Source organism: Lyngbya sp. CCY1209, from assembly GCF_055795065.1.
The window spans coordinates 1-24148 of the sequence record NZ_JAYFER010000395.1; the positions used below are offsets into that span (position 1 = coordinate 1).

Annotated in this window: 33 protein-coding genes; 7 read left to right on the forward strand and 26 right to left on the reverse strand. The window is 60.3% G+C overall.

Annotation, left to right across the window (positions count from 1 at the left end; genetic code table 11):
• Positions 1-96: 96 nt before the first annotated feature.
• Entirely contained in the window at positions 97-846 is a 750-nt protein-coding gene (locus AC0QHF_RS11440) for a C39 family peptidase (protein ID WP_324704339.1), read from the reverse strand.
• A gap of 124 nt (positions 847-970) precedes the next feature.
• Between AC0QHF_RS11440 and AC0QHF_RS11445 the strand changes: the two genes are divergently transcribed.
• Positions 971-1186, forward strand: coding sequence for a hypothetical protein (locus AC0QHF_RS11445; RefSeq protein ID WP_324704340.1), 216 nt, complete (start codon positions 971-973; stop codon positions 1184-1186).
• 99 nt (positions 1187-1285) lie between these two features.
• Here AC0QHF_RS11445 and AC0QHF_RS11450 read toward each other — a convergent pair whose 3' ends face one another.
• On the reverse strand, positions 1286-1639 hold the full coding sequence (locus tag AC0QHF_RS11450) for a hypothetical protein (protein WP_324704341.1): 354 nt from the start codon (positions 1637-1639) through the stop codon (positions 1286-1288).
• Positions 1640-1707: 68 nt separating this feature from the next.
• On the opposite strand from AC0QHF_RS11450, the gene AC0QHF_RS11455 reads away from it, so the two are divergent.
• Entirely contained in the window at positions 1708-1938 is a 231-nt protein-coding gene (locus AC0QHF_RS11455) for a hypothetical protein (RefSeq protein WP_324704342.1), read from the forward strand.
• On the opposite strand, the gene AC0QHF_RS11460 is transcribed toward AC0QHF_RS11455, so the two are convergent.
• The 17 genes from AC0QHF_RS11460 to AC0QHF_RS11540 all read right to left on the reverse strand — a co-directional run bounded on the left by AC0QHF_RS11460 (position 1935) and on the right by AC0QHF_RS11540 (position 13920).
• Complete coding sequence (locus AC0QHF_RS11460; RefSeq protein WP_324704343.1) at positions 1935-2216, reverse strand: hypothetical protein; 282 nt, start codon at positions 2214-2216, stop codon at positions 1935-1937. The two genes, AC0QHF_RS11455 and AC0QHF_RS11460, sit on opposite strands and share 4 nt — an antisense overlap.
• Before the next feature lie 82 nt (positions 2217-2298).
• A complete protein-coding gene (locus tag AC0QHF_RS11465; protein ID WP_324704344.1) occupies positions 2299-2697 on the reverse strand; it encodes an ASCH domain-containing protein in 399 nt (132 codons plus the stop codon).
• Complete coding sequence (locus AC0QHF_RS11470) at positions 2690-2869, reverse strand: hypothetical protein (protein ID WP_324704345.1); 180 nt, start codon at positions 2867-2869, stop codon at positions 2690-2692. Before AC0QHF_RS11470 ends, AC0QHF_RS11465 begins: the two co-directional genes overlap by 8 nt.
• A 72-nt stretch (positions 2870-2941) precedes the next feature.
• A complete protein-coding gene (locus AC0QHF_RS11475; protein WP_324704346.1) occupies positions 2942-3160 on the reverse strand; it encodes a hypothetical protein in 219 nt (72 codons plus the stop codon).
• A 75-nt stretch (positions 3161-3235) separates the two neighbouring features.
• Positions 3236-4696 carry a siphovirus Gp157 family protein gene (locus tag AC0QHF_RS11480; protein WP_324704347.1) on the reverse strand — a complete coding sequence of 487 codons (1461 nt, stop codon included), beginning with the start codon at positions 4694-4696 and terminating at the stop codon, positions 3236-3238.
• An 86-nt stretch (positions 4697-4782) separates the two neighbouring features.
• Complete coding sequence (locus tag AC0QHF_RS11485) at positions 4783-5481, reverse strand: hypothetical protein (protein ID WP_324704348.1); 699 nt, start codon at positions 5479-5481, stop codon at positions 4783-4785.
• Between the two features lie 167 nt (positions 5482-5648).
• Positions 5649-6299 carry a hypothetical protein gene (locus AC0QHF_RS11490; RefSeq protein ID WP_324704349.1) on the reverse strand — a complete coding sequence of 217 codons (651 nt, stop codon included), beginning with the start codon at positions 6297-6299 and terminating at the stop codon, positions 5649-5651.
• 115 nt (positions 6300-6414) lie between these two features.
• Positions 6415-7227 (reverse strand): hypothetical protein, encoded by an 813-nt coding sequence (locus AC0QHF_RS11495; protein WP_324704350.1) that lies wholly within the window; start codon positions 7225-7227, stop codon positions 6415-6417.
• Between the two features lie 121 nt (positions 7228-7348).
• Positions 7349-9634 (reverse strand): hypothetical protein, encoded by a 2286-nt coding sequence (locus tag AC0QHF_RS11500; protein ID WP_324704351.1) that lies wholly within the window; start codon positions 9632-9634, stop codon positions 7349-7351.
• An 82-nt stretch (positions 9635-9716) separates the two neighbouring features.
• Positions 9717-10247: a hypothetical protein gene (locus AC0QHF_RS11505; protein WP_324704352.1), complete on the reverse strand. Its 531-nt coding sequence runs from the start codon at positions 10245-10247 to the stop codon at positions 9717-9719.
• A 114-nt stretch (positions 10248-10361) separates the two neighbouring features.
• Positions 10362-11144: a DUF4326 domain-containing protein gene (locus AC0QHF_RS11510; RefSeq protein ID WP_324704353.1), complete on the reverse strand. Its 783-nt coding sequence runs from the start codon at positions 11142-11144 to the stop codon at positions 10362-10364.
• Positions 11145-11252: 108 nt separating this feature from the next.
• A complete protein-coding gene (locus AC0QHF_RS11515) occupies positions 11253-11717 on the reverse strand; it encodes a macro domain-containing protein (protein ID WP_324704354.1) in 465 nt (154 codons plus the stop codon).
• A 314-nt stretch (positions 11718-12031) separates the two neighbouring features.
• Positions 12032-12478, reverse strand: coding sequence for a hypothetical protein (locus AC0QHF_RS11520; RefSeq protein ID WP_324704355.1), 447 nt, complete (start codon positions 12476-12478; stop codon positions 12032-12034).
• 153 nt (positions 12479-12631) lie between these two features.
• Positions 12632-12988, reverse strand: a complete 357-nt coding sequence (locus AC0QHF_RS11525) for a hypothetical protein (RefSeq protein WP_324704356.1) — start codon at positions 12986-12988, stop codon at positions 12632-12634.
• Positions 12960-13166, reverse strand: a complete 207-nt coding sequence (locus tag AC0QHF_RS11530) for a hypothetical protein (protein WP_324704357.1) — start codon at positions 13164-13166, stop codon at positions 12960-12962. Before AC0QHF_RS11530 ends, AC0QHF_RS11525 begins: the two co-directional genes overlap by 29 nt.
• Positions 13167-13321: 155 nt before the next feature.
• Positions 13322-13594 (reverse strand): hypothetical protein, encoded by a 273-nt coding sequence (locus AC0QHF_RS11535; RefSeq protein WP_324704358.1) that lies wholly within the window; start codon positions 13592-13594, stop codon positions 13322-13324.
• A gap of 83 nt (positions 13595-13677) precedes the next feature.
• Positions 13678-13920 carry a hypothetical protein gene (locus tag AC0QHF_RS11540; RefSeq protein WP_324704359.1) on the reverse strand — a complete coding sequence of 81 codons (243 nt, stop codon included), beginning with the start codon at positions 13918-13920 and terminating at the stop codon, positions 13678-13680.
• Between the two features lie 115 nt (positions 13921-14035).
• On the opposite strand from AC0QHF_RS11540, the gene AC0QHF_RS11545 reads away from it, so the two are divergent.
• The gene (locus AC0QHF_RS11545) at positions 14036-14185 is read left to right on the forward strand and encodes a hypothetical protein (protein ID WP_324704360.1); all 150 of its coding nucleotides are present in this window, start codon (positions 14036-14038) and stop codon (positions 14183-14185) included.
• Positions 14186-14419: 234 nt separating this feature from the next.
• Here AC0QHF_RS11545 and AC0QHF_RS11550 read toward each other — a convergent pair whose 3' ends face one another.
• The 4 genes from AC0QHF_RS11550 to AC0QHF_RS11565 all read right to left on the reverse strand — a co-directional run bounded on the left by AC0QHF_RS11550 (position 14420) and on the right by AC0QHF_RS11565 (position 16174).
• Entirely contained in the window at positions 14420-14980 is a 561-nt protein-coding gene (locus AC0QHF_RS11550) for an SLOG family protein (protein ID WP_324704361.1), read from the reverse strand.
• Positions 14981-15064: 84 nt separating this feature from the next.
• Complete coding sequence (locus tag AC0QHF_RS11555; protein WP_324704362.1) at positions 15065-15298, reverse strand: hypothetical protein; 234 nt, start codon at positions 15296-15298, stop codon at positions 15065-15067.
• A gap of 116 nt (positions 15299-15414) precedes the next feature.
• Entirely contained in the window at positions 15415-15678 is a 264-nt protein-coding gene (locus AC0QHF_RS11560) for a hypothetical protein (protein ID WP_324704363.1), read from the reverse strand.
• A gap of 85 nt (positions 15679-15763) precedes the next feature.
• Positions 15764-16174: a hypothetical protein gene (locus tag AC0QHF_RS11565; RefSeq protein WP_324704364.1), complete on the reverse strand. Its 411-nt coding sequence runs from the start codon at positions 16172-16174 to the stop codon at positions 15764-15766.
• Positions 16175-16357: 183 nt separating this feature from the next.
• Between AC0QHF_RS11565 and AC0QHF_RS11570 the strand changes: the two genes are divergently transcribed.
• Complete coding sequence (locus AC0QHF_RS11570) at positions 16358-17452, forward strand: hypothetical protein (protein WP_324704365.1); 1095 nt, start codon at positions 16358-16360, stop codon at positions 17450-17452.
• A gap of 27 nt (positions 17453-17479) precedes the next feature.
• Here AC0QHF_RS11570 and AC0QHF_RS11575 read toward each other — a convergent pair whose 3' ends face one another.
• Entirely contained in the window at positions 17480-17731 is a 252-nt protein-coding gene (locus tag AC0QHF_RS11575; protein ID WP_324704366.1) for a hypothetical protein, read from the reverse strand.
• 27 nt (positions 17732-17758) lie between these two features.
• Between AC0QHF_RS11575 and AC0QHF_RS11580 the strand changes: the two genes are divergently transcribed.
• The 3 genes from AC0QHF_RS11580 (at position 17759) to AC0QHF_RS11590 (ending at position 23135) form a co-directional block, all read left to right on the forward strand.
• The gene (locus AC0QHF_RS11580; protein WP_324704367.1) at positions 17759-18412 is read left to right on the forward strand and encodes a hypothetical protein; all 654 of its coding nucleotides are present in this window, start codon (positions 17759-17761) and stop codon (positions 18410-18412) included.
• 1 nt (position 18413) lies between these two features.
• The gene (locus tag AC0QHF_RS11585; protein ID WP_324704368.1) at positions 18414-19625 is read left to right on the forward strand and encodes a hypothetical protein; all 1212 of its coding nucleotides are present in this window, start codon (positions 18414-18416) and stop codon (positions 19623-19625) included.
• 303 nt (positions 19626-19928) lie between these two features.
• Positions 19929-23135 (forward strand): ADP-ribosylation factor GTPase-activating family protein, encoded by a 3207-nt coding sequence (locus tag AC0QHF_RS11590; protein ID WP_324704369.1) that lies wholly within the window; start codon positions 19929-19931, stop codon positions 23133-23135.
• A 3-nt stretch (positions 23136-23138) separates the two neighbouring features.
• Here the strand turns inward: AC0QHF_RS11590 and AC0QHF_RS11595 are convergent, their stop codons facing one another.
• Positions 23139-23339, reverse strand: a complete 201-nt coding sequence (locus AC0QHF_RS11595) for a hypothetical protein (protein ID WP_324704370.1) — start codon at positions 23337-23339, stop codon at positions 23139-23141.
• Positions 23340-23437: 98 nt separating this feature from the next.
• Complete coding sequence (locus AC0QHF_RS11600; protein WP_324704371.1) at positions 23438-24028, reverse strand: hypothetical protein; 591 nt, start codon at positions 24026-24028, stop codon at positions 23438-23440.
• Positions 24029-24148: the final 120 nt, after the last annotated feature.

The following is a 24148-nucleotide window of genomic DNA, read 5'->3' on the forward strand; positions in this document are numbered from 1 at the left end:
GAGAGGAGAGAGGAGAGAGAAATTCTGGGGTTTCCTGATTTCTCCCCTGTGTAACTATGCCAGCGCACAGTGCTATATTATCGAGGTTGGCGGGGTTCAGCGGCTCAGGTAGTGGGTCCACAGGTTGCCGTCCGGCATACACAGGCGGCGGATCAGAGAATAGGAGTAATGGAGGAACGCGCCGGACAGGTCGGTGCGATAGCCGCTGGCAAACCACTCCCCATAGGGGTCGTGGACGATCAACCCGTATTCGTCGTACCCCACCACGACGATGATATGCCCGAAGTCGGTAAAGTACCCGTGGATGATATTCGGATTTCCGGCGGCGACCCACGCCCTGATGCGATCGATATTCCCCGCCTCGAAGAAGCGATCGCGCACCCCGTAATCCCGGGCAATCTGGGCTAGGTCGTAGGGCGAATGGCGGCTGTACCCGTTGGCGATCGCGTATTCGTACAGTTCATCCTCGAATTGACCGGCGCGGGTGCGGCGCTCGGCGCCCAGGTACTCCAGACACATGGCCAGGGACGTGACGTTGCAGGCACCGGTGGGGTTGAACCGATTGTCGAGCTGGGATTTGTAGGGGACGTCGAGGGTGACGGACGGCGGCAGCGACAGCTCCCCCTCGCCTTCTACCAATTCGCAGTGGGGCGGATAGACGTAGAGTTGTCGGTAATCAGCCACCGGCTCGACCAGGTGCAGGCGCCAGTGGGAGTGGGCGACTTCACAGGCGTAAATATCTTTGCAATCCCCCTGCGAAAAATTCCACTTCTCCCCCTCGGATAATTCGCCCGATTGGAGCGGCGACAGCTTCAATACCGTCGAATGCAGTGCGACCACTTTCATTTGCGTTTCTTCCCCCCCGGATTGTACAATCCGACCGTTATAACCCACCGCGACCCCGAGCCGCACCCCTAGAACAAATGGGTTAAACTGGATTGCTGAGGGCGACGGACGGAGGGGGGAACCGATGAAGTGGACGGTACTGATTTACGACCGGCGGACGGAGTGCTGGAGTCCGCACCTGCCACCGACGGAGGAGGAAAAGCACTGGTACTCTATGTTCGAGACGGCGCACCAGAGGGCGCAGCCCATGTCCTTGGCAGAAGCCGAGCGCATCGCCCTGGAACACGACCGATTCTGTTCTCACTACAAACCGCTGATTACGACCGTTTGGAAACGATGACGGACGAACTGACCCAACTGGTGGATGCTCGACGAGCGGCTCGATTACCGGGCGGGGGGGTCGATACCCCCCGCGTGACGGGCTGCGGAAACGGGAACTCTATTTCACCTCGGCGATCGACACGAATTCGACATTCAAATCCGAATTGCCGGTCAGTTGTTTTTCGAGCCGTTCGCTCAAATTTTCGTAGTAGTAATAGAAATCCGAATTGTACCGCTCGATATCGTGCCGCCCCTCCACGGTATCTTTCACCTTCAGGCGGACGGTCACGAACAGTTCGACCTCCATTGTCTCCAATCCAGGGTGCATGGTTTTGACCTCCAATTGTTGCAGTCTTTTCAAATTTTTATCGCACCGTTCGAGCATTTCGTCGCAGTTGGCGATGAGTTGCCCGATCGACGCCACATCGGCGGCGGTGTCCCGCTCGAAATCGAACGTTTGTTTTTCTGTCAAAGGGTGAACTCCCAACTCCGATATCCGCACCCGGTCACGGGTTCCGCATCGCTTCGATTTCGGATGAGATGATGCGCCACCGAGTACAATGGAAGGCGGACGAAAGAGACGAAAGAATGGGAGGCGATCGCGTGGAAAAAAGTCAGAAGAAGCGGTGGGTTTCTCCGCAGAAAATCGACCGGTGCCGGGGCTGTGGCGTGCGGCTCACCGACGCCAATTCCGACTCGCAGAACCGCTACTGCTACGACTGCCGGAGTCGGTATGCCCCGATGGAAAATCCCGCCACCGACGGGCTCTAACGGTTCCGCCCCGCGACGGACAGCAGCGCCGTTGCCAGCAGCCGGAGGACGCGATCGCGGCGGTAAGCCCGATAGATGCGATCGATTTCTTTCCGACAGCCCCGGCGGGTGGGGAAGCGGCGGGGGACGGCGACGCGGGGGATGCCGTCCCGGAAGTAGCCGATCTTGTAGTCGAAGGAGCCCGTCGGCACGGGTGTCAGCCGGATGCCGCCGTCCATCAGTTGCCGGACGGATTTTCGCCCCGCCCGCTTGGGCGATACGCTCGAACGTACCCTCATTCATCAACTCCCGTAAGCTGCGATCGATGGGGGAGCCGGTCGCCCGACTCCCCTCAATCCGCACCGCGTAGCCCCCGGAGGGTCAGGTCGGGTCGAACATCAACTCGGTTTCGGGCACGTCGAGCGTCCAGATTTTCAGGTGTCCCCGGCAGAAGATGGGCTGGCGTAAGAGGCGGGGACTTTCCAGCTTCCAGTGGTAGTGTCCCGCCATCGCCCAGGGGTCGTCCATAAAGCCCTCGAAGCGGCAATCGACCACCCGCACCGACCCGAGTATCTGCCCGAGTGGCAGTTGCATCGGCATCCGACGTTCGGCGCCGACGCGGCGGATGAACGCGAACCCGTCGCGGTCGATAGACCGTCCGGCGTGGACGAACAGTTCGCCCCGGTAGGACGTTTGCCAGCGCCGGTTTTCGACGGACTTGCCGCAGAAGATGGCGGACGCCCACGGTTGCTTCAGGGTGATGACGTTGATTTCAACCATTCTTCAGGTGCCCCATCGTCCGGTTTATTTCTCCCTCCGCCTCCGCCGTCAGTTCCGGGAATCGGTCGCGCAGGTTTCGCATCACCGCGTCGGTTTGTTGATTGAGAATCGACTGCCAGATGGCGGCTTTGATGGCGCTCCGTTGTGCGTCGGTCATCGTCTGTCGCGTCATGGTTTTTCTCCAGAATGATTGTACCGTTTTCGGGGGGAGAACCGTCCCCCCAATGGGAATCGAGGGATGCGATTACCCCTCCAAAATCTGTCGGTTAATCAACCCCTCGAACCGCTCGATAAATTCGTCGCCGACTTCCTGGGTCAGGTTATACTTCGTTCCATTTGCCATGAGAACAAAGGTCGCACTTCCCTTCTCCCCAATCAGCCGATCCACGGACGCAATGTAATTTACGTTCAGCCAGCGGTAGGAGCCGGGATGACATTGGCTTTCAACTCGGATAAAGTTCATGTTTTACCTCCATGAATACTCCTCGACCCGCACGGCGTAGCGGCGGACTCCCGTGGGGGAACCCGCCATTGCCGATTACCGCTTCACCTTCCAACCCGTGCGCGGGTGCAGGTTTTCTTTCAGTTCCGCCACGCCGTCGATGTCGTGGCCGTCCTTGATGAGTTGCTTGAGCGCCGACTTCTTCACCTTCAGCGTCACCACCTCCTCGACGGCATCCGGCGCGACCCGCCGCACGTCCTCGGGCTCGGCGAGTACCTCCACCGCCTCGGTCTTGTGGAATGACAGGACGCGATCGCGCCCCTCGTTGCGGATGCCGAGCTTGCCCTGCTCAAAAAGCCACAGGGCGTAGCGGTCGATGCGGTTGATGGCGGAACGGACGCGGACGAGCGGCGTCTCGAATTCCTTCACCAATGCGTCGAATTTCGCTTTCTGGCCCTTCTCCTCCGCCTTCAGGCGATCGCGGACGTAGCAGATGGCATCGAGTCGCTGCTGGAACAGGCGGACGATGTGGCTCTCGTAGGCTTCATCCTCCGGGTCGAGGGCGATGAGTTCGTCGATGATTTCGTGCATTTTCAGCCGCACGGTTTCATCATCCTCGGGTGCGTCGGGGTCATCCTCGGGCGGGCGGGAGCCATTGCTGCTGCCATTGCCATTGCGGCCGGATGCCATGCCCACCAACTTCGAGGTATCGAGGCTCAGGTTTGCAATTCCCTCGGGGGTGAGGTCGTCATCGTCGGCCGTCATCGGGGCGGGCGTCACCGGGGCATCGGGTGCCACCTCCAGCTTCGACGTCAGCACCGACACCTTCTTGCCGCCGTCGTCCCAGATGACCCGCACCTTCCCCGCCGGGGTCGCCGTCGATGCGGTCACACCGTACCGGGGTTCGGCGCCGGGATACTTGCGGTAGAGGATGGCGGTTCCCTCCGGCCAGTCCCATTGCTCGGGTTGCTCCGACTGTGCGGGTTGCTCGGGTTGCTCCGACGGTGCGGCTTGCTCGGGTTGGGCGGGCGCGTCCACCGCCGCGATTTGCCGCAGGTAGTTGCGCTCGTCTTCGGTCAAGTCCCGGTTCCAGAACTGCTTCGCCCGTGGGTCGCCGAACCGCCGGATGAACGATTCTTTGCACTCGGTCAACTGCTGGCGGTTGTTGCACAGCATGAACTTGTCCTTCCAGGCGTAGAGGTTGGGGACGGCATCGGGTGCGGCGATCGCCTCCTTCAGGTTGGGGCGCCACTCCTTCGGCACCGCCTTCCACACCGCCGCCCAGCCGTCATCGCCGTGGGCGGACGCGATTTCATCCATTACGTCGGCGGGTTCGGTGCTGCTGAGGAGTTTCTTGCTCCAGGCCACCGCGTCGAGGAGTTCGGGCGCTTGTTCGAGGGCCTTCAGCCGCGCCTTCACGTCTTCGGTCAGCAGCTCCCACGCTTCCTTCACCCGGCTTTCGGGGTGGGCGCTCAGGAGGGTCTGGTAGCCGTCGCGGGTCGTACACAGCCGCATCTTCTTGGCCAGTTCTCGGATGTTTGCGAGGGTAGAAGTCATGTGTTTTGTTTCACTCCAATTGATGGACTCCTACCCCCGCACGGCGTAGCCGCAGACCGCCCCCCGAAGCGATCGCCGAGTCAGACCTACGGCATCGGCACCACGTCCCCGGCTTCTGCGGACTTCATCCCCTCGGGCAGGGCGTTGGATGTCACTTCGGATGTCTTCGCCGCCATCAGCGTCGCCACCTCGTGGGGCGACAGATTATCGAGACACAGCATCCGCTGGGTGCCGTCCAGGTCGATCATGCGGGTGAGGTTGGATGAGTCCGCCAAGACCGCCGCCGCCTGTTCCAGCGGCGCCCAGTCTGTGCGCTCCACCCACGACCACTTGAGGGAGTAATACGACGTGGGTTTGAGCACGCCGGTTTCGTCCGGTTTCTGGCCCGTGTGGCGGACGAATTCGGGGACGAAAATGCCCGTGGCGGGCTCGACGCCCCGCGCCTGGACGGACGCCACCAGCCGGTTGAAATCACTCAGGGAACGGCTCTTGATGTACGTCACCATCACGACCCCCTGGGGCAGTTCGCCAGACTCGGCGACGAACCAGATTTGCCCCCACAGGGCGTTTTGGGTCTGCCCCAAATCTCCGAAGAATTTCGAGAACTTGAGGATGGTCATCGACACCTTGGAGCCGTATTCCTCATCGCCAATCATCCACTTGCCCGACTGGCAATTATTGCGGGCAGCCAGCGGCATCTCGGGGATGAGAATTTCGTTTTCATTCTTGCGCCCGAAGACGTTCAGTTCGACCGATTCGCCGTTCGCTTGCGCTTTTGTCGCCATGACTTTCACCTCTGATTTCGATTCATTTTTTCGTTGCGGGGGAGTCGATTTCCCCCTCCATTTGTACGGCGTAGCATCCTTTGCTTTTCTGTTGTGTTCTCCCAAAAAAATCCCCGCGATGGGGGAGGTGGGAAAGTGGAGGATGCTCACCGGCGATGCCGTCTCGGTCAGCGGTTTCGGTGCGCTTCGATAATCCGCCGCAGTTCGGCTTTCTTCATCTTGTACCAACCCTTGGGTCGCGGGGTCATGCCCTTGGCGATATGCCGCAGTTGGTCGAGGGTCAGGTCATCCAACTCAATCGCGGCACTGCCGACGCTCTGGAACCGGCGGGTGGGTTTGGGCGGTGCATCGGGGTCGTCGGAGTCGGGGTCGTCGTCGGGGTCTGCGGGGTCGTCGGCTTCTACGGCTTGCACCTCCACCTCGTCCGCATTCACGTCAACGCCCTCGTCTGTTTCACCGTCAGCCGCACCGTCTGTTTCACCACCGGGGAGGTCGGGTTCGTCCGGGTCGTCCGCCGCTGTTTCGTCCGCGTCCGCCTCGGGCAGGTGGGCGATGGTGTGCCCCTCGAACAGGCTGAGGACGACCGCCCGGTAGGCGTCGAGTTCCTCGGGACACACTTCGCGGACGGTGGCGATCGCCTGCTGCATCAACGCCGCGGCGCTCTCCATCTTCGACTCGCAGCTCCCGATCCGCTGCATGAAAGCTTGGATCTGCCGCTGTTGTTCTTGCAACTGTTCGATTTGCCCTTGAATGGCGTCGAACTGGCTCTGCTGTCGGGCCAACAAGTCGTTCAATAACATCGCAATTTTCTCCTGCATCAATCTCCGAAGTTCGCACGGCGTAGCCAGAAAAAAAGCGACCGCCCCCCGGAGGAAGCGAGTCGCGTCATTCACTGTACCTATGTTGGGGATTTTCCCCTCGACCCGAACGGCGTCAGCGGTTCCCCCGGTCCGTCTCGAACAGGGTCGCGATCGCCGACACGATATCCCGGAAGGCGCGGGTGGGGACGGTCAGCTTCAGGGTCGCCTCGGTGCCGTAGTAGTTGAAGTCGAGGTCGCACCGCCAGGGACAGTCGCGGGGGAATCGCCACGCCAGCTCCAGTTTGGGGACGCCGCAGTATTGGGTGTCCGACGTTTCCACCAGGTACAGCCCGTCCGCGTAACCCGCCCGCTCGACGGTCGCCTCGTTGCTGGCAATTTTCTGCTGCCGCGCCGCCTGGATTTTCACCGTCATCGCCCGCTTGTCTTCGATGCACCCGTCCACCATCCGCTGGATTTGCTTGGCGACGGACAGCGGGTCGCGACCGATGGCGTAGGTGGCGGTCTTCTGCGGCCCCTCGTCGTCGCGGCGGCGGTAGCTCCAGAAGCGGACGGTTTCGGTCGCCGGGGAGTAATGGTCGGTGAATTGGCTCACCACCTCGACGGTTCGCCCGCCCGACTGGATGTTGTCGTAACGGACGACGGGCAGGGTGATGAAACTGCCGTACCACTGGCAGACGACCCGCCGCTTCCGCCCGTCCACCTCGAACCGCAGTTCGCAGTCCGTGCCATCGATGTGGGCTTTCGCCACCAACCAGTGCGATCGCTCCGACAGTTCGGATGTCCAGGTGCAGCCGTACAGTTCCGCCAGGTGGGTCAGCACCGGCGATACCGCCGCCGTCAGCCGCTCGGTCCGCTGCCGTTCCTCCAACTCCATCCGCTCGGCGAAAGTCAGTTGGGATTGGGTTCGTTCCGTTTCTGCGCTCATCTTTGATGGCTCCGAATTCTTCTCGACCCGCACGGCGTAGCCCCTCACGGCATCCGGAAGCAGGGGAGGCTCCCACCCGCAGGCGGAAGCGTTCCCCTAGAACGTCGGTTCCCCTAGAACGTCAGTCCAACCGCCCGATGAGTTTCACCTCGACGGACGAGCCGGTGTTGCCGTAGTCGTAGAGTCGGCAGCGGTAATCGCCCGAGCCGAGTTTGTCGCCCTTGCACTGGTCGGGGAACTCACCGATGGGCGTCTCGCCCACGAACAGCTTCTGTCCCCGCACCGTCAGCGTCGCCACCTGCCCGGTCAGCGGATGCCCTGCGTACACGCTGCGGTTCTTCCCGGCGAACCAGACCGTCTCCACCGGACGCCGGATGCGATCGCCGATGATGTCCGGGAACAGGTTGAACACCAGGCTGGCTTTCTCCACGCGATCGCCCCACACGCCGCGATTGTCCCTGTCCGCTTCGTACCGCTTCGGGTTGTGCTGGAGCTGCCACAGGGCGGTGCAGGCCTCGAAGCGGTCGCCCTCCCCTTCGGGACACTTGCACCGCAGGGTTTCCACCAGGATGCCGATGGCTTCCGACAGCCGCCTCGGACTCTCGCCGTACTTCTCTTTGATGGCGCGGATCTTCGCGTGGTACTCGTCGAGCACCGCCAGCGCCCACCCGTCCCACCGCGGCGATCGCTCCGACGGAAACAGGTACCGCCAGTGCTTGTTGGGCGAAACGTAGGGCTGGCACTCGCTCCAGGCCTTCGATACCGCGTCGGCGAGGACGTGGTAGCCCGCTTGTTCTAGGGGAAAGCGCCCGGGTTCGGTGAGGAAGAGTTGGTCGTTGCGCTTCTGGTCGAACAGGGCGACGGGGTGGGCTTTCTGCCAGACGGCGCACTCTTTCTCCAGGGTCGGGTAGATGTCCGCGAAGCGGGTGGCGGACTTGGGCGAATCCACTTCAATCTGGAGGGCGTCGAACAATCGGTCGAGCAGCCGGTGCCGGTCGGGTCGCTTGCTGGCTTCCACCACCCCGATCCACGTCGCCACCAACCCGATGGAGTCCGACGCCTGGGCGTTGACGATCGCTTCGATGCTGCCGGTGTAGGGAACCTTTTCCCGCTTCACCACGGGCGGATGCTTCGGCTCCTCGCCGGCCCAGCGCACTTCCGCCGCGATGTGGGGGATATCCTCGGCGCGGGAGAATACCAGCGCGTCCCCGTCGAAATCGCATTGGTGGTTGGTCATGGCGATGTCCGGGTGGATGGCGCAGCAGCCGTTGAGGGTGTCGGGTCGGTGTACGTTCCGATACTTGCGGATGCCGTCCGAGTTGACGATGGGGTACCGCGTCACCACCAACACCTGACCCTCGGCGACGCCGTTGATGCTCACCTCGTCCGGCGCCAGGGTGCGGTCGGGTTGTGCCATCGCCGATTGGTGGCGGTGCGCCCCCCCGTAGGCCAGCCGCTTCCACTCCCGCCGCAGTTGCTTGAGCGCCCACTCCAGGCATTTGCGGTGGGTCGAGAGCCGTCCGTATTTGTCCCCCGCCAGCAGTTGTGCCATCCGATCCGGTGGCGTCCCGGCGATTTCCGCCCGTTTGATGCCGCGATCGCACATCTGGGCGATCAGGTTCCGCTGATCGGATTGCAGTGCCTTGAGGCGATCGCATTCGAGCAAAACGCCGGGGAGTAAGTCCGCCGCGATCGCCTCTTTGCTGAACCAAATGTTGAACTGCCAGGAGTTGGAACAATCACTGATGCGGCTGTTCATCTTGTTGCCGATTGCCACCCGGGGCAGGTGGTATTCGCCGCATTCGATGTCATTGCCCTTGATGCTGCTCCTGTCCAACACGATGTCCCAGGTCAAGCCGTCTATCGGCGCGAGAGTTCCTTTGGCCAGGAAACTCTTTCCCGGTCCGTTGAATGTCAGCAGGTTGGTGTCATCCGGCAGCCAATCCTGGAGCCACACCATGCGGAACTGGAAGGCGCGATCGCCCCGGCCGTCGATGGCTCCCAACAATCGCGGGTGGATGAACCCCCGGCAGTCGTCGGTTCCCCAGCCCCGATATTCGGACGCTGTGAAGTCCACCACCTTGATTCGCACGGACTCGTACAGGTGGGCGGCGAAGGTCTGGGAAGTCAACAGGGAGCCGTACCGGGCGCAGTCGGGTTTGTCGGCAAACAATGCTTGGACTTGTGGCAACCTGACGTCATTCACCTTCATGAAGTAGGCGGTGGTGCCGCTGCTGAATGCCAGTGCCCACCCTTTCATCCGCAGTTTCACCGACTCGTTGGGGATGAGTTTGATGCCCCGGAGGTCTTTGTGGATGCCGGGGAATATCGTGCTGAGAATGTTGCGGGGAAATTCTTCGTTCGTCCACTCGGAAATGGCGGACTCGAATACTCGAATTTTATCCATAATGAAGCGAGGGGGAGCCATGAGACTCCCCGACAATATGGGCAATTAATGTGGGTTGAATGGCGGTTTATTTACCCGGTGATTACCCGGCGAGAACGCCGAAGTCCAGGTCGAGGGTCGAGGCGACTTCGAGGATGATGGGTTCCTCCTCGCGCCGGATGTGGGGCGCGTCGATGCGGCACAGCCCGACCGCCTTCTCGCCGTTTTCGTACTGTTGAACGTCCCGACTTTCCCACGGGAAATAGATGATGCCTTTGTGTGACGCGGCGTTCACCCGCTGCAACTCGCGGTAGGTGTCGTTCGGGTCGGGGACGAACAGTTTGCAACTGCCGTGAATCCACATCGAAACCCGCTTGCACTGCTGGCGTGCCGCAATATTTCCGAGGGTGTGAATCGCCCACTCGGTCGCTTCGATATCATCCGCGTCTCGGGGGAATTCCTCCGCCGCCAGGATGAGCAGCCATTCGCGGTACGCTTTCATCCGGGTTTTCCCGTAGAACGGATTGCCCAGCGGATTCGGGCGGGAACAGTCGAACCGGTACACCGGCTGGGTGAGTTTCTGTCCTTTGAATCGCGGCAGTTGGCTTGCCAGTTTGATGTCGATGGGGTACATTGTTCCTACTTCTCCGAAAACGAAATGTGCGACGAAACAACCCCCACAGATGGCCGTCTGCGGGGGCGTTTGATTGGATGGAATGGTTGGGATTTCTCCTCAATTGGAACGGCGTCAGCCGTCTGTTTCTCGGTTGCAGGCGAGTTCCCGTTCGAGTCCGCCGTTTGCCAGCCACAGCAGCGCCGCCTTCACCACGTCGCCGTGGCATCGTGCGGGTTTGCAGTAGCAGCACAGTTCGACCGGCACGTTCTCCTTCGCCACCTCCAGGATCGTGCGGAGCATATAGAGGATCTGCCGATCGCCCGCCAGGATGCGCCCTTTCAGGTGGCGGTGGTATTTGGCGACCACCTCATCCCGGGAGCCGTCCTCGCCGATGCGGTACGGATTCTGCAGGGGGGACGCAGCCAGCCCCAGGCGTCGGTTCTCACGGCCGATGTAGATTTTCCCCTCGCCCGTCCAGCCGTCCACCTTGCCGTTGACGACGGTAATCTTCTCGTGCAGGGGGGCGAACTTCGCGTAGGCGCGATACAGGCAATTCACGAACGGCGATCGCAGCCCCTCCCCTTCCCAGCGTCCGGGTTCTCCGTTGCGGTGGCGGACGATGTGGGTACACCGCCGCAGCCACGCCAACCCACCCCGGTCGGCGATCGCATCTTTGAGCCTCGGGTGCTGGTGCAGTTTGGCGGTGAGAATCTCCACCATCAGTTGTTGGTCTTTATCGAAGTCGAGGCTTTTCAAATCCTGGTAGGCTTCCTCCGCGTCCGCGTACCAGTTCCCCCGCAGTTCGACGGGGTACTTGTGTTTGATGCTGCCCTTCTTCAAAGCCAGTCGGGTGGGGTTGGTGAGGGCGCCGCCGAGCCCTCGGGTGCCGGAATAAATGTTGATGGGTCTGTGCATTTTCAACTCCGTAATACTCCTCAATTCGTAGGGCGTTAGCCGCCGATAAAAATGGGGAGGGCGAAGCCTCCCCGACACCATCCCCCGCGCCAGCGGTGGCGGTTCAATTCAGTTGCGATCGGGCAATTTGCACCAGCGACCGTCCACGTCTCGGAAGATGCGACCGACAACTTCCCAGTCGCCGCCGCCCAAGCCGCAGCCCATGCCGTAGGGCAGGTGGATGGGTCCGAGTTCCCCCCGTTCCTGCCTCAGTTTCAGTTTGAGCGCGATCGCCCGCAGCGCTTCGTAGTCGGTGTTGACGTTGGTGCGGCTGTGGGAGATATTGAACTGGCCGAATAAGTTGAGCACCAGCAGTTTCCGGCTTTCGTCCGCCCACACGGGCTGCACGGTTCCCAACAGTAAGCCGGGGTACGGTCTGTGGCGATCGCAGTATTTGCTGTACTGCCGGTAAACCCTCGGATACTTCCGTTTGATTTGCAGGGCGATTCCGGCGCCCATGAAGCCGAGGCAGTTGGTCTGGTGTCCGATGATTCCTGCGGTGATGTCGAGTAGATTTTGGTCGATAATTTCCATTGCCGTGAGAGAATGAAAGTCCCTGATATATGTGATGGGATGTCGGCTGACACCCCATCTTTTCTATGCGTCCGAGGGGCGGTACGGTTTGCAGCCGGGGAGTTGCCCCGACCGGATCAGCGGTATTTGTCCTTCAGCGTCCACAGGTTGATGCTGTAGCGATCGCGATCCTTGCCGAGCGTCGCGTGGGGGTTCTTGGAGTCGATGCGGTAGATAATTTCGAGCATGATGGGTATCGTCAATTGAAGGGTGAAGGTGGGTCATTAAAAAAAGGGAAAGCCCCGCCGAGAGGCAGGGCTTAGGGGTCAAGTTTGTCAATCTTCGACCATGAACGATTCAAAAGCAAAGCCGAAATTCTTGCCGTACTTATATCGTTCGTTGATGTAGGATGGTTGCGTCTCACTAACTGTGATGGCAAATTTCTCACCGGCTTGCACCAATCGCTCGAACTGCTTGCCTGGTTTGCGGACTTTGTGACCTGTGAGAACCCCGGTCAACTTTTGCTCTTGGTTGCCAACCAGCACAAGTTTCAATCCGGCTTTGCAAGCGAGGGCTGCCATCTCGATCGCTCTCGCATCCTGCCTGATGTCAAACACGAGTGTCTTATCTTTGACAAACTTGACATAATCGGCGAAGTCTTCCCAATCTTCCGCTGACCAGTTGTCGGGGTTTACACAATCATCGATCTTGACGAGCAAGAAGTCCGTGTATTGATAGAACCTGATCCAACTATTTAACTGATATTGGCGGTAATATTCCATGAGTTATTTCCAGTTTAGTTGACTGTGAAAACGCTACGGTCTAGGTGAGAAATCCCCCAATCCCCTCTTCGCGCCAGCGTCGGTCAGTTGTCTTCGAGGGCGGGGGGAACTGCGTCGGTGCGATCGCGGATCGCACCTATCGCTTTCGGTCGGTCACGCTTCCACGGGGACGCGCACTCGGGCGTAATCCTGCTCGTAGGAAACGGCGAGGAAGATGCCGAGTTTGTAGCCGACCAACTTCTGGAACCGCACCAGGTCGGACGGCTCGGCGAAGAACACATCGACGCAATAGCCGGTATAGGAATGGGTCGATTTGCGGGGTGTCGATGCGATCGCGATGGCGTTGTGGTACTTGGACGCGCCGAGGATTTCTGAGTAGTTCATGGCGGATAACTCCGTTCGGATAGAGGACAGTGAATGGCGATCGACGGCGATCGATTGAGAGGAGAAAACCCCGGCGGACGGGCCGGGGCTGATGATGTTAGAACTCCAGGTCTTCGAGGTCGTCATCGTCGAGGCGGTGCAGCATCTCCAGTTCTTCCGGAGTGAGCGGGTTCTCGACGATGGTGGGCAGGAAATTCAATCCCAACATCTGCTGGAGGCGGCGTTCCAACTCGGCTTTCGCTTCCGGGTCGGTCTGCCAGGTCGCTTCCAGGTATTCAACGGGCATTTGCGAGTAATCTTTCATGGGGTATTCTCCAATTCAATTGATGGGAAAGGGGACGGCTCACCGGAGGGCAAACCATCCCAAACTCCCTCCTTCGCGCCAGCGTCGGCCGCTGACGGATGGAGGAGAGATGAATTTAAAAAAAAGAAACCCCGCCGGGGGGCGGGGCTGGGAAATCAATCGATGACGCAGCAGTAACCGAACCGTTCGATCGCCGAGATGAGGCAATTTAAAGAGGGCAAAAGGCTGTCACCGTTAAAGGAGCCGTAGAAAACGCGGCCGTCTTGCGAGGCTTCTTGGTCGAACTCACCATTTTCGATGAGCGTTTTCACTTGCTCAAGAGCTTCAAGGTGCGTCGCGTCGAGTTCGACGGGAGTTGCCGACTCTTGAGTGAGAGGGCGAACAATATATCGCCAAAGGAATTTATCTTGAATCACGGTTTCGTTCATGTTTCTCCAAAGTGAGTGAGCAAAAGAATAGGCAGTTTAACGTCATGCCTGGGACAAGCCTCTATGTAGGGCAATTGACCGAATTATTCGGGGTCGGAATACAGCGAATCCAAGAACGCTTCGGGGACGTGTCGTGCGATGTATTCGTCGCGTTGCGTCAGTTGTACGTTGGCGATGCGGCCGATGAAGGAATCGCGATCGCAACCTACGACGAATTGCTCCAATTGCTCGAAGCGCATCAATCCGAAGGCGAATTGCGCGATCGCTCCGACGGCGATCCGGGTACGGAAGAGAATGGACTCGGCGATCGATTCGATAACGAACATGATTGTTGTCTCCAATCAGAATGTGAAATGGGACTGCCCATCCGGTCGGACGGACAATCCCGAAACCTCTTCTTCGCGCCAGCGTCAGTGAGTGACGGATGGGGGACATTACCAGGTGAGGACGACGGCAATCGGTTCCCCCTCGATGAAGCCCAGCGCCTCGCGATCGCCCCGGTGGGCGGCGGCGAACTCCCAGGCGATCCGCGAAGCGCACCTATCGCCCAGGACTGAGCGGCGGCGGCGGACTCGAACCGCAGGTGGATGAGGACGATATCCCCCGCATGATTTTCGGTGGCGCGGCAGTCCCCGACTCCGGCGACGAAGGCGTCGCGGTCGAAATCTTCGAGCAACGGTTCGAGTAAATTTAAAATGCGTTCCGTCGTTCTTTTCTCCACCATTGACGGATGATTTGCGGATGAGAAATGGGTCGGAATGACGGTTAAAAAAAAAGGGACGGCCCGCCCGCAGGCGAACCATCCCAACTGTTTTCTGTCGCGGACTAACCGACCTCTTGATGGGGCAGAACTTGGTACATCCGCAGGTTTGCCGGGTCGCAATAGATCGTGTGGAGTCCCCGAGAGCTGCTGTACTGCAACTGCCGGTAGGTGCCGCCCTGCCGCCCGTGAGTGCCCAGGTACACGCCCAGGCACATCGACGCGCGATCGGCCATCCACTCGTTGCGGCGGGTCAGCTTCTCGATGGAGTAGCCGCCGTCGGATACCAGGCACACCTTGCAGCGATCGCTCCGCTTCATCCGCTTCACCAACGCCGCGTACTCGTCCTGCGTCGAGCGGGGCCACTTCTGCCAGTGAGTGGGGAACGGCACCGCGCCCACCAGGTACAGGTCGGCTCCCCCGTCGATTAGATCCATGACGTACTTCGCCGCCGTCAGATCGACGCCGCAGGCCATGCCGCTGACGAACACTTTGATGCCGCGCTCCGTGGCGTATTCCACCAACCATTCGACGCACTCCCGGACTTCCAGGTGGAGGCGCCCGATGTGCTGGGGTCGGTGCCCGGTGAAGTGGGCGGTGACGGCTTTATCTTTGGGAAAGGTCACGGTATTTCTCCTCGTGTGATGTGCGATTTATGGGTAAAAAAAAAGGAAAGCCCCGCCACAAAGGACGGGGCAATCGGTCGAAGTTTATGCGTAATAGTCGGGGTACTGCTCCCAGGCGAACAGCGTCCATTCGACGATCTCTTCATCCATATGGAAATAGGGACAGTCTTGGCACTGATTCAGCCCGAGTTTGCAGTGACCTTCGTGTTCGGTCGGGTCGAAGTCTTCCACGCAGAAGAGGCAATCGAGATCGAGCTTGCCTTCACCGATGGGCTTGCGTTTGAGCAAGTAGTCGTTCTTCTGTTGTTTGGTCAACATGAGCTTTACCTGAATGACAACAATGGAAAGGGACTGCCCACCCAAACGGCGGACAATCCCAAATCCCCCTCTTCGCGCCAGCGCCGACACTTTCGAGGGGGCGGGGATATCAACGATTAACGGCAGGACAGGATGCAGCGCAATTCACAACTGGCGAACCCCTCAATCCCGTTCGGTTTGTTGTCGGTGCGGATGCCGATCGGCTCGAAGTCGTTCACTTCACACCAGCGATCGCGATCGTCGGTAGTGTCGAAGTGCAGGTGGACTTCTGCGAGGGTACCGTCGGGCAGAATCGTCAATTCATAATGGGCGATGCCGCAGTCGATTCCTTCCAACAAACTGGCATCGGTGTGGTCGGTCAATTCGTCGATTAATGTCATGATTTGAGACTCCACATTTGTGATGGTGAATGCGTAAAAAAAGAACCCCCGACAGACGAGCCGGGGGCGCGATGATTTTTCAATTCTAGGAGGGAACGTTCATCTGAGAGGCAGTCCAACGAGCGGCACGAATCATCATTTCTGCAAATTCGCGATCGCCCGTATAGATGACCTTGATGGTATCGCCATTGAAATCGCGCAACGCCAACTCAGCAACTTCCGACAAGCCACGACCGGAAATCTTTTGCCAAATAAACATCACATTCTGACAGTCTTTATCCCACAAAAATCGCTGAAAGTGGTAACTATGCATAGACTTCCAGAGCTGTTCGCGGTACTCTTTCAGCGTTTGCCCCTCGACTAAGTAAACACTGCGACCGAGAATGCGGAATTCGGGGCAGTATCCCGGACCAATGTGATAAGTGTTCTTACTGATCTGCCAGCTCACTTTCTCGGTGTTGTACTGGTTGATATCGAACGGTTCGAGAATAATCATCTGCGTCTCCAAAAAACAACCGCAAACCCCCTCTTCGCGCCAGCGTCGATCCGTTTTAATGCTGACGCGGTGCGGTCGGCGGGGGAAAGGTGGGGTGCGATCGCGACAGTGCGTCCACCACGAAAAGAAACCTCGTGAATGCGGTGTATCGTCGAGGTAAACCGATATCGGAGAGATGATGACATGGAAAGGGAAAGTCATGGAGGGGCCAGGGACGCGATCGTATTCGTGCCGGGATTTGACGCGAAGGAGAAGGACTATTACATCGACCGCTACCTGGCATTGGGGTTGGCCAATCGACTCGAAGACCGGCGGGCGTACATGGAGCCGGAGCCGGTCAAGATCGCGGGGCTATCGGGCCGTCGGTTCACATTTGAATCCCAGGGCGGGGCGAAGAAGACGGTGGATATCTACGAAATTTATTGGCGGGATTTGGTCGAAGATTTGAACGAGGGAACCATCCGCTACCGCGTATTTCGGGGGATTTACCTGCTGCTCTACTGGCTGTCCGCGTCGTTCAAAATCGGCCGGATGTCGGGGATATTCCTCCTGCAAGTGACCGCCATCCTGGGATTGATCGCGGCTTGGGAGTACGGCACGGTCATCATGGCGATGACGGCGATCGGCACCGACCCGAATGCCCTCGGATTTCAACTGCCGAGTCAGTGGGCTGAGGCGTTGGGGCGGTGGGGGCAGGCGCTGGGCGGGTGGCAGCTTTGGTTGGTGACGAGCGCCCTCCTCAGTTTTCTGCCCATTTCCATCAACGTGCTGATCCACCTGCTCGATTTTATAGTTCGCTACGCCGAGGACGACACGGTGGGGGGGGTGGCGACGCTGCGCGATCGGCTGCGGCACCGGCTGACCGGCGCTCTGGCCGACGTATTCGACTCGGGGGACTACGGCCGGGTGACGGTCATGGCTCACAGTTTGGGGTCGGTGCTGGCGGTCGATTGTCTGGCGGACTACCGGTTCCGCCCCGGGGAGGCGGTGCGGTTCGTGACGCTGGGAACGCCGCTGAAGATGATGGCGGCGATCTCGACGTGGATCAGGGCGGAAGTCGAGAAATGCCTGCACCGCGACGCGATCGCGGAATGGGTCGATTTTTATTCGGATCGGGATTGGCTGTGTACCCGGGTTCCCCTACACCGGGGAGTCCGAAGCGACCGCTTCCGGGCTGAGGCGATTTCGCTGCGGGTATCCCTGGCGCAACAGTTGACGGCGGAATCCCACCGCGCCTACTTCTTCGATCGCGCCGTCCTCGAAACCCTGCTCGACTGATGGGATGGAGCCGCGTCCGGCTTCGTCCTAGTCCGGGCCGGGGTCGATGATCAGCACCTTGTCGATCTGCACGACCGCCCGGATGAAGGCGACCCGATCCGCCAGCGCACCCCCTTCGATGTCGGCGGGGAGTTTTTTGGACCGGTAATATTCGATAAATTGGGCGCGATCGAATCCGGCTTCGCGGATAATCGCCTCGATCTCCTGCTGCCGCTGCTGCGACCACCGTTTAAATTCCCGGAATGACCGTTCGACCTCGAATTCTTTTTCTAAGTCCATCGCCGTCTGCGCTCCTCTCTCCCACCCATGATAGATCGGCGCGATAGGTTTTGCGGATGGGCGGTGGCGATAATTTGTGGGGGAAAATGCCGGCCGTTTTCCCCCGGTTTTGCCGCCCGATTTCCCGCCGCGATCGCCGACATCCGGTCGGGTAAAATATTGCACAATGGAGGTGGCGTTGACCCGGTGCGGGGGGAGGAAAATTCGATGGAAATGCGGACGATGGACGAGGGAAACTGGCACCGAACCTTCAATCAACTCGGCGGCGCGATTGACCCCCAGGTGCAGTTGCGGGGGTTGTTCGAGAAGCCCAAAAGCCACGGCCACCTGCTGGAGATGCTGTCCTTTACCGATGCGAATGTATCGGGCTATTCCGCGTCCGGCAAAACCCAATGGGCGACGTTCAAACAACTGTCGCAACTGCTACCCTGCTTCCCGTTCGACGACAAGGGGAACGTGACTGCGACCGTCGAAAGCTACGATTATTTGACCGAGCATTACACCCTGATTCAATCCATGTTGTGGGCCTGCCCGAAGTGGAAGGTGTGGCCGTTTGAAGCGGACGCGCCCTACCCCCGGCGATACATCTGCACGGGGCAGTACCGGCAATTGATTCTCCGGGAAAATGACCGCCAAATTGTGACGGGCGGACACTGGGCGGTCATCGTCAAAGGGGCGTGATATGCAGTGGAACGGAGATCCAAAATTCAACGTGTCCCCCTTCTGCCGGGACTTGCTGGCGGGGAATGTGGCGGGCATCATCGGCATCCTCGCCAAGGCGCGGGAGGTGATGGCCGGACTGAGTGCCCAGCAGGAAGATGACCCCAACACGCCGGAGCTCGAAGATGAGTTGCTGGCATTGGAGCCGTTCGAGCGCTACGTCGCCACCCTGCCCGACGATGATGAGGAGAAGGTGAGGATTCAAGCCCACACCCGCCGCTTCCTGGAGACGAGCCACTCGGTGAACCGGTACATCAACTCGAAGAAGTACGAGGATGCCGCCGCCCTATCCGGCGCCTACCAGACCTTCGCCCAAATCCTGCGCCGCGTCACGCCGGGGGGGAAGCGGTTGCAGGCGGATATCGAACGGGTGGCAAAAAACCTGAAGGTATCGGATTACTCCACGTCCCTCGACGTCGGGCTGCCGGGGATGCTCGAAATCATCCTCCGCACCTTCACCCGCTGCCCGAGCGATGACCTCATCCCCGCATCCAATATGGCATCGGCGGTGCTGCTCAAAGCCGAACGGGCCGGCGGTGCCCGGGCGATGGCGATCAAAACGGCGGCGTTCTACCACGATCGCCCCATCGACCCAATGGATATGCGATCGCTCCCGACGTTCGAGGCGACCCAGACCGCCCCGGTGTTCACCATCCCCACCGCCCCGAAAATTCCCGGTGTCGTCTTCAATCCCGGCGTCGGCACCATCGTGCCGGCCCCCGGTGACACCCGACTGCCATCCGGCCGGGAGCGGGCATCGTCTCGGGGGTGGGGTTCCTCGTCCCTGGCTCCGTTCGCGATCGCGGCGGTGCTCATCTTCGGGGCGATCGCCCTGAAGCGCAAGTACGATGTGGATCTGAAACTGGCCAGCAAAGTTTACATCTACGGCCGCAACTCGACGGAACCCGGCGACTACAACTGCACCATCTCCCTCGTCGAAACCAGCAAGCGGGAACTGCCGGAGGACGTGCTGGCCCTATCCGCCGACCTGTCGGGCTACGCGGAACTGTACGGCATGGCATTCGACCTGGCGGAGACGCCGCACCTGTGCGTCGATATCAACAGCCGCGAGCAGTTGGAAGATGGACGGGCGACGCAACTGCTGGACGACCTGCGGCGGCAGATGGGCGCCGAACTCGTCGGTGGCATCTGGACGACGAAGCGTCCCCTCTGACGCGATGCGGACGGCGGGAAAAAGATGCCCGCCCGCGCTAATTTGCAGCAAAAAAAAAGGGGCATTTGCCCCCGCTTTGTACTCGCATCATTTCGGCTATTCACCCCAATGAGGAACGCAATTCGACCTCGGTCGATTCAGACTCGCTTTCCGAATTGACCTATCATACCGGCTCGGTGCGATACCGTCAACCCTCGGAAATCTTAAAATATTCGGAGGAGTGGAAGCGCAGAGTTTCGCCTACCTAAACCGCCACCGCTATCCTGGTTCTTATCCTTCCTTTTAGACGGGGGCGGACGACGGATGAAGCGCCTAGAACAAAAGTTTGAAAAAAAGCCGAAATACAAGACCGAGATGGCGGTGTACGACTTCGGCGGCCAGGAGTGGTTGGACTCTACCATCACCTACCACAACAACCTGATCCGCGCCATGCACCCGGAGTTACTCATGGTGGTGGGCGCGGTCGATCCCGGCATCAAACTGGACTCGCAGGTGGAGGCGCTGCTCATCGACCGCATGAGGAAGGGCATTCCCCTCGTCGCCGGCGCTCCCGTCGGCGATCGCAAGTCGCGGCTGTACCTGGACATCGCGGGGTCGGCGCGGACCCACGGCAACTTCATCTTCACGGACGGCAACGTGGGCGAGGTTTACTTCAAGGACAGCATGGGCCGCATCAATTACGGCAGCATACTCTTAACCGAATGCCGGGTCATCCACCATTTCTCGAACCTGCGGATTCTGTGGGTGGACGAGGAAGACCCGGAGGAGCGCCGCAAGATGAAGGGCGGCTCCGGCATCGAACACGACTACAAGGAGGCATTCCTCCCCGGCGACGCCCACGCCAAATGCACCCCCGATTTCGCCCAGGCCATCGGCGCGTCCGACACCCCCATGCAAATCCGGGTCGGCATACCCGGGCGTTACGTCTGGAAGGGAACCGTCACGGCCAACCCCGATCCGGGTGACGATGACCTCGGTACCTGGTGGCTCGAATACGACGGCGATCGCGGCATCGACCTGATTCTGCCCCACAGCGGCGCGAAGGGCCACAAGCCGCCGTCGGGTACGAAGACGGTGGAGGAAACCTACATCGGGGTGGTCAACTACGTCGAGGAGCCGCGGACGGCCAAGGGGAGTCAGATGCTCTGGGCTTGGTTCAGTTGGGAGAGCCTCGAATTGGATATCGTCCCGCCCACCGAGGCAGAGTGCGCGGAAATCGCCGCGGCTTACCATTCTCCGAAGCGGCTCTCGGCGGTGCTGCGGGCGGGCGTGGACGCGGACATCGACTTTTCCGGCAGCGTGGGCGAGGAAGAAGATTTCGAGGGCGACGACGAGGCGGACGATGACCTCTACACCGACCCGCTCCTCGACATCATGGACTCGGACAAGTGGGGCGAACTCCAACACCACCCCTGGATGGCGACCCGCATCCGAGAGCGGCTGGCGCGGCGGTGGCGGCGGCTGGCAATCAACGGCAAGCCCGCCTTCGTATCCGCCATCGGCCTGCCGGACGAGACGCTGATGGACGACACCTTCGCCACCCGCTCGGTGAGTCCGGGCCGCCACCTCATCTTTCGCAACCCCATCCGTCACTGGGGCGACATCAAAACCTGGGTGAATGCCCGCGGCACCAACCCCCATCTGGATATCAACCGGGGTTCCATCTGGTTCAATACCCGGACGGCGGCGCAGATCGGCGGTGACTTTGACGGCGATTGGTACCAGATTGTCGAGGGGAGTCGCTACCCCCGCATCATGGCGGAGGCGCGGCAGCTCGATACCCTCTACGGCACGCCGCCCACCGTCGAGAAGTTCGCCAAAGAGCCCATCACCGGCGACCTCGAACGGGTGGCATTGCGGGCGATGGACAATAAGACCGGCGTGATTTCCAACCTGATCATGCGATCGCAGGCGAACGGGACGCTGAAGTACGCGGTCAAGATTCCGAATATCGACGTGCGGACCGGGCAGAAAACGGGCGGGGAGGCGGAGATGACCGTCATCGCGTTCCTGAGCCAAGAGATGCAGACGGCCGTAGACCGGATGAAAAATAATTTGTACCACAACGAGGTCGGCATCGCCAGGGTGAAGGAAATCGTCGAGGGAGCCGGGGATGCGCCCTGGATCAAAAACAGCATCTACAAGCACCCCGACGCCTACAAGTCGTTCCCCATCCCTGCCGCCGACTCCCAGGGAAATGTGGGCGCCGATTCCGTCTCGAAGATGATCGACGTGGTGAACTCCTACTGGCGCCCCTACACCGACCTGGCTCGCGACCTCGCCCACTACCGGGGCTATTTTCCGACCATCGCCGTGTTCGACCGCCATTGCGAACCCTACACCCGCGATATGGTGAACTTCGCCGTCCGCGCCAACGTCTGGTACGGCCGGCAGATGTCCGAGGCGATGAATCACGGCAAGGGTCCGGGCGGGTCCGACCCCACCCCCTGGATTTACGTCGAGGAGCGCCGCCGCCGCATCCGCGAAGTGCGCGATCGCATCCTTGCCATCAAACAGCAGATGGCCGATCGCATCGGGCAAGCAAAGGACTTGGCGATCGCCATTCGAGCGGCAGCATCCCCGGTGTCGATACCCGACCTGATCGATGAGTGGAACGAGATGGGGGACGCGATCGAGGAGGCGTACCTGGAGCGGGTCAAACAGATCCTCCCGTCCGCCCTCCACCCGCTGCTCGACTTGTTGAACGACACCCCCAAAGCGCTGCGGGATGGACTCTACAGGCAGATTGCCGATGCCTACCGCACCTTTGCCGACACCTGGGGCATTCCGGACGGCACTCCCACCACCGCCTACGACCTGCCCGCCGAACACCGCCGCCGCCTCCAGTCCCTCGCCTTCACCGAACCCGTCGCCGTCATCCCCCACCCGAATGGAGAATTGCCGGGGTTCGAGCCGGGGCTGCGGTTGAAAATCCTGACGCTGCACGACTGGGCCGCGGCTTTCTGGAACGGCATCCACCGGGAGGGAGCGTCGGAGGGGTCCACGGCCGGCATCTGCTTCGTCATGTGGGGCGACGAAATCATCGATCGCTCCGAGGAGGAAACGCCTAACCTGCAGGTCTTCCAGGCGGTGGGTTGCCAGCACAACGACCTGGCTCAAATTATCTGGGGCGAGTACGCCGCGGTGCCGGACCCCAATTCCCAGCAGCATCCGCCCAAAGCCCTGCCGGTCGAAGGCTACCCCCGCAACGTCTACCCCCCCAGCGACGCCATCAAAATTCCCCTCGGCGCCAACTGCAACGTCGGGGTGATGGGCTTGATGGCGGACGGCATCGGCACGGGGACGGGCGTGTACGTCGCCTCGTCCATCGACCGACCCCTGAAGCGGCTCGGTTCGGTATCCCGGGATGCCGACGCCGGCCGACTGCCCGACCTCACCGACACCCTCGGCGGTCCCAACTGTACCTGTCGCCTGTGGACGCAGACGCTGCACCGCCAGGACGGGCAAGTGTACTCCAAAACCGTGGCGGTGGCCTGGGGGTACCGATGAGAGTCAGCGGGAATCGCCCCGGCCTTCTTCGATGAGGTCGGCGAGGCGATCGATGACCCGCATCAAGTTTTCCCGCTCCTCGTTGTCCCGGAGCCGGATTTCTTCAATCAGGTGTTGGTTCTGTTTGAGGACGCTCCAGATCAGGTAGATCGCCACGCCCTGAAGTCCGGCGTCCAGCAGCAGTTGAATCGTGATGTCGTCCACGCGATCGCCTCCGCGTCGGTTATAAAAAAATCCCCCGGTGCGGGGGAATCGGTAGAAGGTAGAAGGTAGGAGAAAGCTGGAAGAAAAGGGAGCGCGGATCAGGCGTAGTTTAGGACATCCGCGTAGGTCGGCAGCAGCGGACTCGACAGGTTCGTCTCTAGATTCGCCCGCAGCCGGTATTGTTTGCCCGAAACTTCGCCGCCGGAGATGCGGATCTTCTGGTCGTACTCATCCGCCGTCGCGCTGGTGTCAAAGGTATTCAGGATGATGGCGGCGTCGATGAGTACCTGGAGGGGACTGACGGTGAATGCGGTCTGGAAGAACGGCGAATCGGACAGCAGGGGATTGCCGCTCAGGTCGATGCCCGCCACGCCCAGGTAGCCGTTGGGTCCCGATTCGTCCGGCGCGGTGATGAGGCTCCGGGGGGCGAGGCTGGAGACAATTGCGGTGACGGTGACATCGCAGATCCGCTCGGACTCCCGGATGCTGATGGGGGACACGCGGGAGGTGCCGGCCGGATATTCGTGGGCATCGTTGAGGGCTTTGGCTGCCGATGCCAAACTTACCCAATCCTTGGCGAATTGTTGGTCGCCGCTCACGCCCAAACTGCCGAAGAATTCTGCCGATGGGAGTCCGCTGCCGGCCATCGCCGACGCCACCGCATCTCTCGTTGCTGCTGCAAGGGTCATATCTTACTCCTGAAGCTCGGAAAATTTAAAATCCGCAATCTCGATATTTAATGATTCCGTAAGTTGCGGATTACAGAAATAGGATACACCAAAAAAAGTGAAAATAGAGTAACCGATTTA

Excerpts from the sequence above, each read along its gene's own strand:
- AC0QHF_RS11575 (WP_324704366.1), bottom strand. The coding sequence starts at position 17,731 with ATGGACTTAGAAAAAGAATTCGAGGTCGAACGGTCATTCCGGGAATTT.
- AC0QHF_RS11445 (WP_324704340.1), top strand. The coding sequence starts at position 971 with ATGAAGTGGACGGTACTGATTTACGACCGGCGGACGGAGTGCTGGAGT.
- AC0QHF_RS11455 (WP_324704342.1), top strand. The coding sequence starts at position 1,708 with ATGATGCGCCACCGAGTACAATGGAAGGCGGACGAAAGAGACGAAAGA.
- AC0QHF_RS11490 (WP_324704349.1), bottom strand. The coding sequence starts at position 6,299 with ATGCAGGAGAAAATTGCGATGTTATTGAACGACTTGTTGGCCCGACAG.
- AC0QHF_RS11580 (WP_324704367.1), top strand. The coding sequence starts at position 17,759 with ATGATAGATCGGCGCGATAGGTTTTGCGGATGGGCGGTGGCGATAATT.
- AC0QHF_RS11440 (WP_324704339.1), bottom strand. The coding sequence starts at position 846 with ATGAAAGTGGTCGCACTGCATTCGACGGTATTGAAGCTGTCGCCGCTC.
- AC0QHF_RS11565 (WP_324704364.1), bottom strand. The coding sequence starts at position 16,174 with ATGATTATTCTCGAACCGTTCGATATCAACCAGTACAACACCGAGAAA.
- AC0QHF_RS11570 (WP_324704365.1), top strand. The coding sequence starts at position 16,358 with ATGGAAAGGGAAAGTCATGGAGGGGCCAGGGACGCGATCGTATTCGTG.
- AC0QHF_RS11500 (WP_324704351.1), bottom strand. The coding sequence starts at position 9,634 with ATGGATAAAATTCGAGTATTCGAGTCCGCCATTTCCGAGTGGACGAAC.
- AC0QHF_RS11465 (WP_324704344.1), bottom strand. The coding sequence starts at position 2,697 with ATGGTTGAAATCAACGTCATCACCCTGAAGCAACCGTGGGCGTCCGCC.
- AC0QHF_RS11505 (WP_324704352.1), bottom strand. The coding sequence starts at position 10,247 with ATGTACCCCATCGACATCAAACTGGCAAGCCAACTGCCGCGATTCAAA.
- AC0QHF_RS11510 (WP_324704353.1), bottom strand. The coding sequence starts at position 11,144 with ATGCACAGACCCATCAACATTTATTCCGGCACCCGAGGGCTCGGCGGC.
- AC0QHF_RS11480 (WP_324704347.1), bottom strand. The coding sequence starts at position 4,696 with ATGACTTCTACCCTCGCAAACATCCGAGAACTGGCCAAGAAGATGCGG.
- AC0QHF_RS11485 (WP_324704348.1), bottom strand. The coding sequence starts at position 5,481 with ATGGCGACAAAAGCGCAAGCGAACGGCGAATCGGTCGAACTGAACGTC.
- AC0QHF_RS11470 (WP_324704345.1), bottom strand. The coding sequence starts at position 2,869 with ATGACGCGACAGACGATGACCGACGCACAACGGAGCGCCATCAAAGCC.
- AC0QHF_RS11520 (WP_324704355.1), bottom strand. The coding sequence starts at position 12,478 with ATGGAATATTACCGCCAATATCAGTTAAATAGTTGGATCAGGTTCTAT.
- AC0QHF_RS11590 (WP_324704369.1), top strand. The coding sequence starts at position 19,929 with ATGAAGCGCCTAGAACAAAAGTTTGAAAAAAAGCCGAAATACAAGACC.
- AC0QHF_RS11555 (WP_324704362.1), bottom strand. The coding sequence starts at position 15,298 with ATGTTGACCAAACAACAGAAGAACGACTACTTGCTCAAACGCAAGCCC.
- AC0QHF_RS11515 (WP_324704354.1), bottom strand. The coding sequence starts at position 11,717 with ATGGAAATTATCGACCAAAATCTACTCGACATCACCGCAGGAATCATC.
- AC0QHF_RS11495 (WP_324704350.1), bottom strand. The coding sequence starts at position 7,227 with ATGAGCGCAGAAACGGAACGAACCCAATCCCAACTGACTTTCGCCGAG.
- AC0QHF_RS11530 (WP_324704357.1), bottom strand. The coding sequence starts at position 13,166 with ATGAAAGATTACTCGCAAATGCCCGTTGAATACCTGGAAGCGACCTGG.
- AC0QHF_RS11460 (WP_324704343.1), bottom strand. The coding sequence starts at position 2,216 with ATGAGGGTACGTTCGAGCGTATCGCCCAAGCGGGCGGGGCGAAAATCC.
- AC0QHF_RS11525 (WP_324704356.1), bottom strand. The coding sequence starts at position 12,988 with ATGACGACCTCGAAGACCTGGAGTTCTAACATCATCAGCCCCGGCCCG.
- AC0QHF_RS11560 (WP_324704363.1), bottom strand. The coding sequence starts at position 15,678 with ATGACATTAATCGACGAATTGACCGACCACACCGATGCCAGTTTGTTG.
- AC0QHF_RS11585 (WP_324704368.1), top strand. The coding sequence starts at position 18,414 with ATGCAGTGGAACGGAGATCCAAAATTCAACGTGTCCCCCTTCTGCCGG.
- AC0QHF_RS11540 (WP_324704359.1), bottom strand. The coding sequence starts at position 13,920 with ATGTTCGTTATCGAATCGATCGCCGAGTCCATTCTCTTCCGTACCCGG.
- AC0QHF_RS11535 (WP_324704358.1), bottom strand. The coding sequence starts at position 13,594 with ATGAACGAAACCGTGATTCAAGATAAATTCCTTTGGCGATATATTGTT.
- AC0QHF_RS11475 (WP_324704346.1), bottom strand. The coding sequence starts at position 3,160 with ATGAACTTTATCCGAGTTGAAAGCCAATGTCATCCCGGCTCCTACCGC.
- AC0QHF_RS11600 (WP_324704371.1), bottom strand. The coding sequence starts at position 24,028 with ATGACCCTTGCAGCAGCAACGAGAGATGCGGTGGCGTCGGCGATGGCC.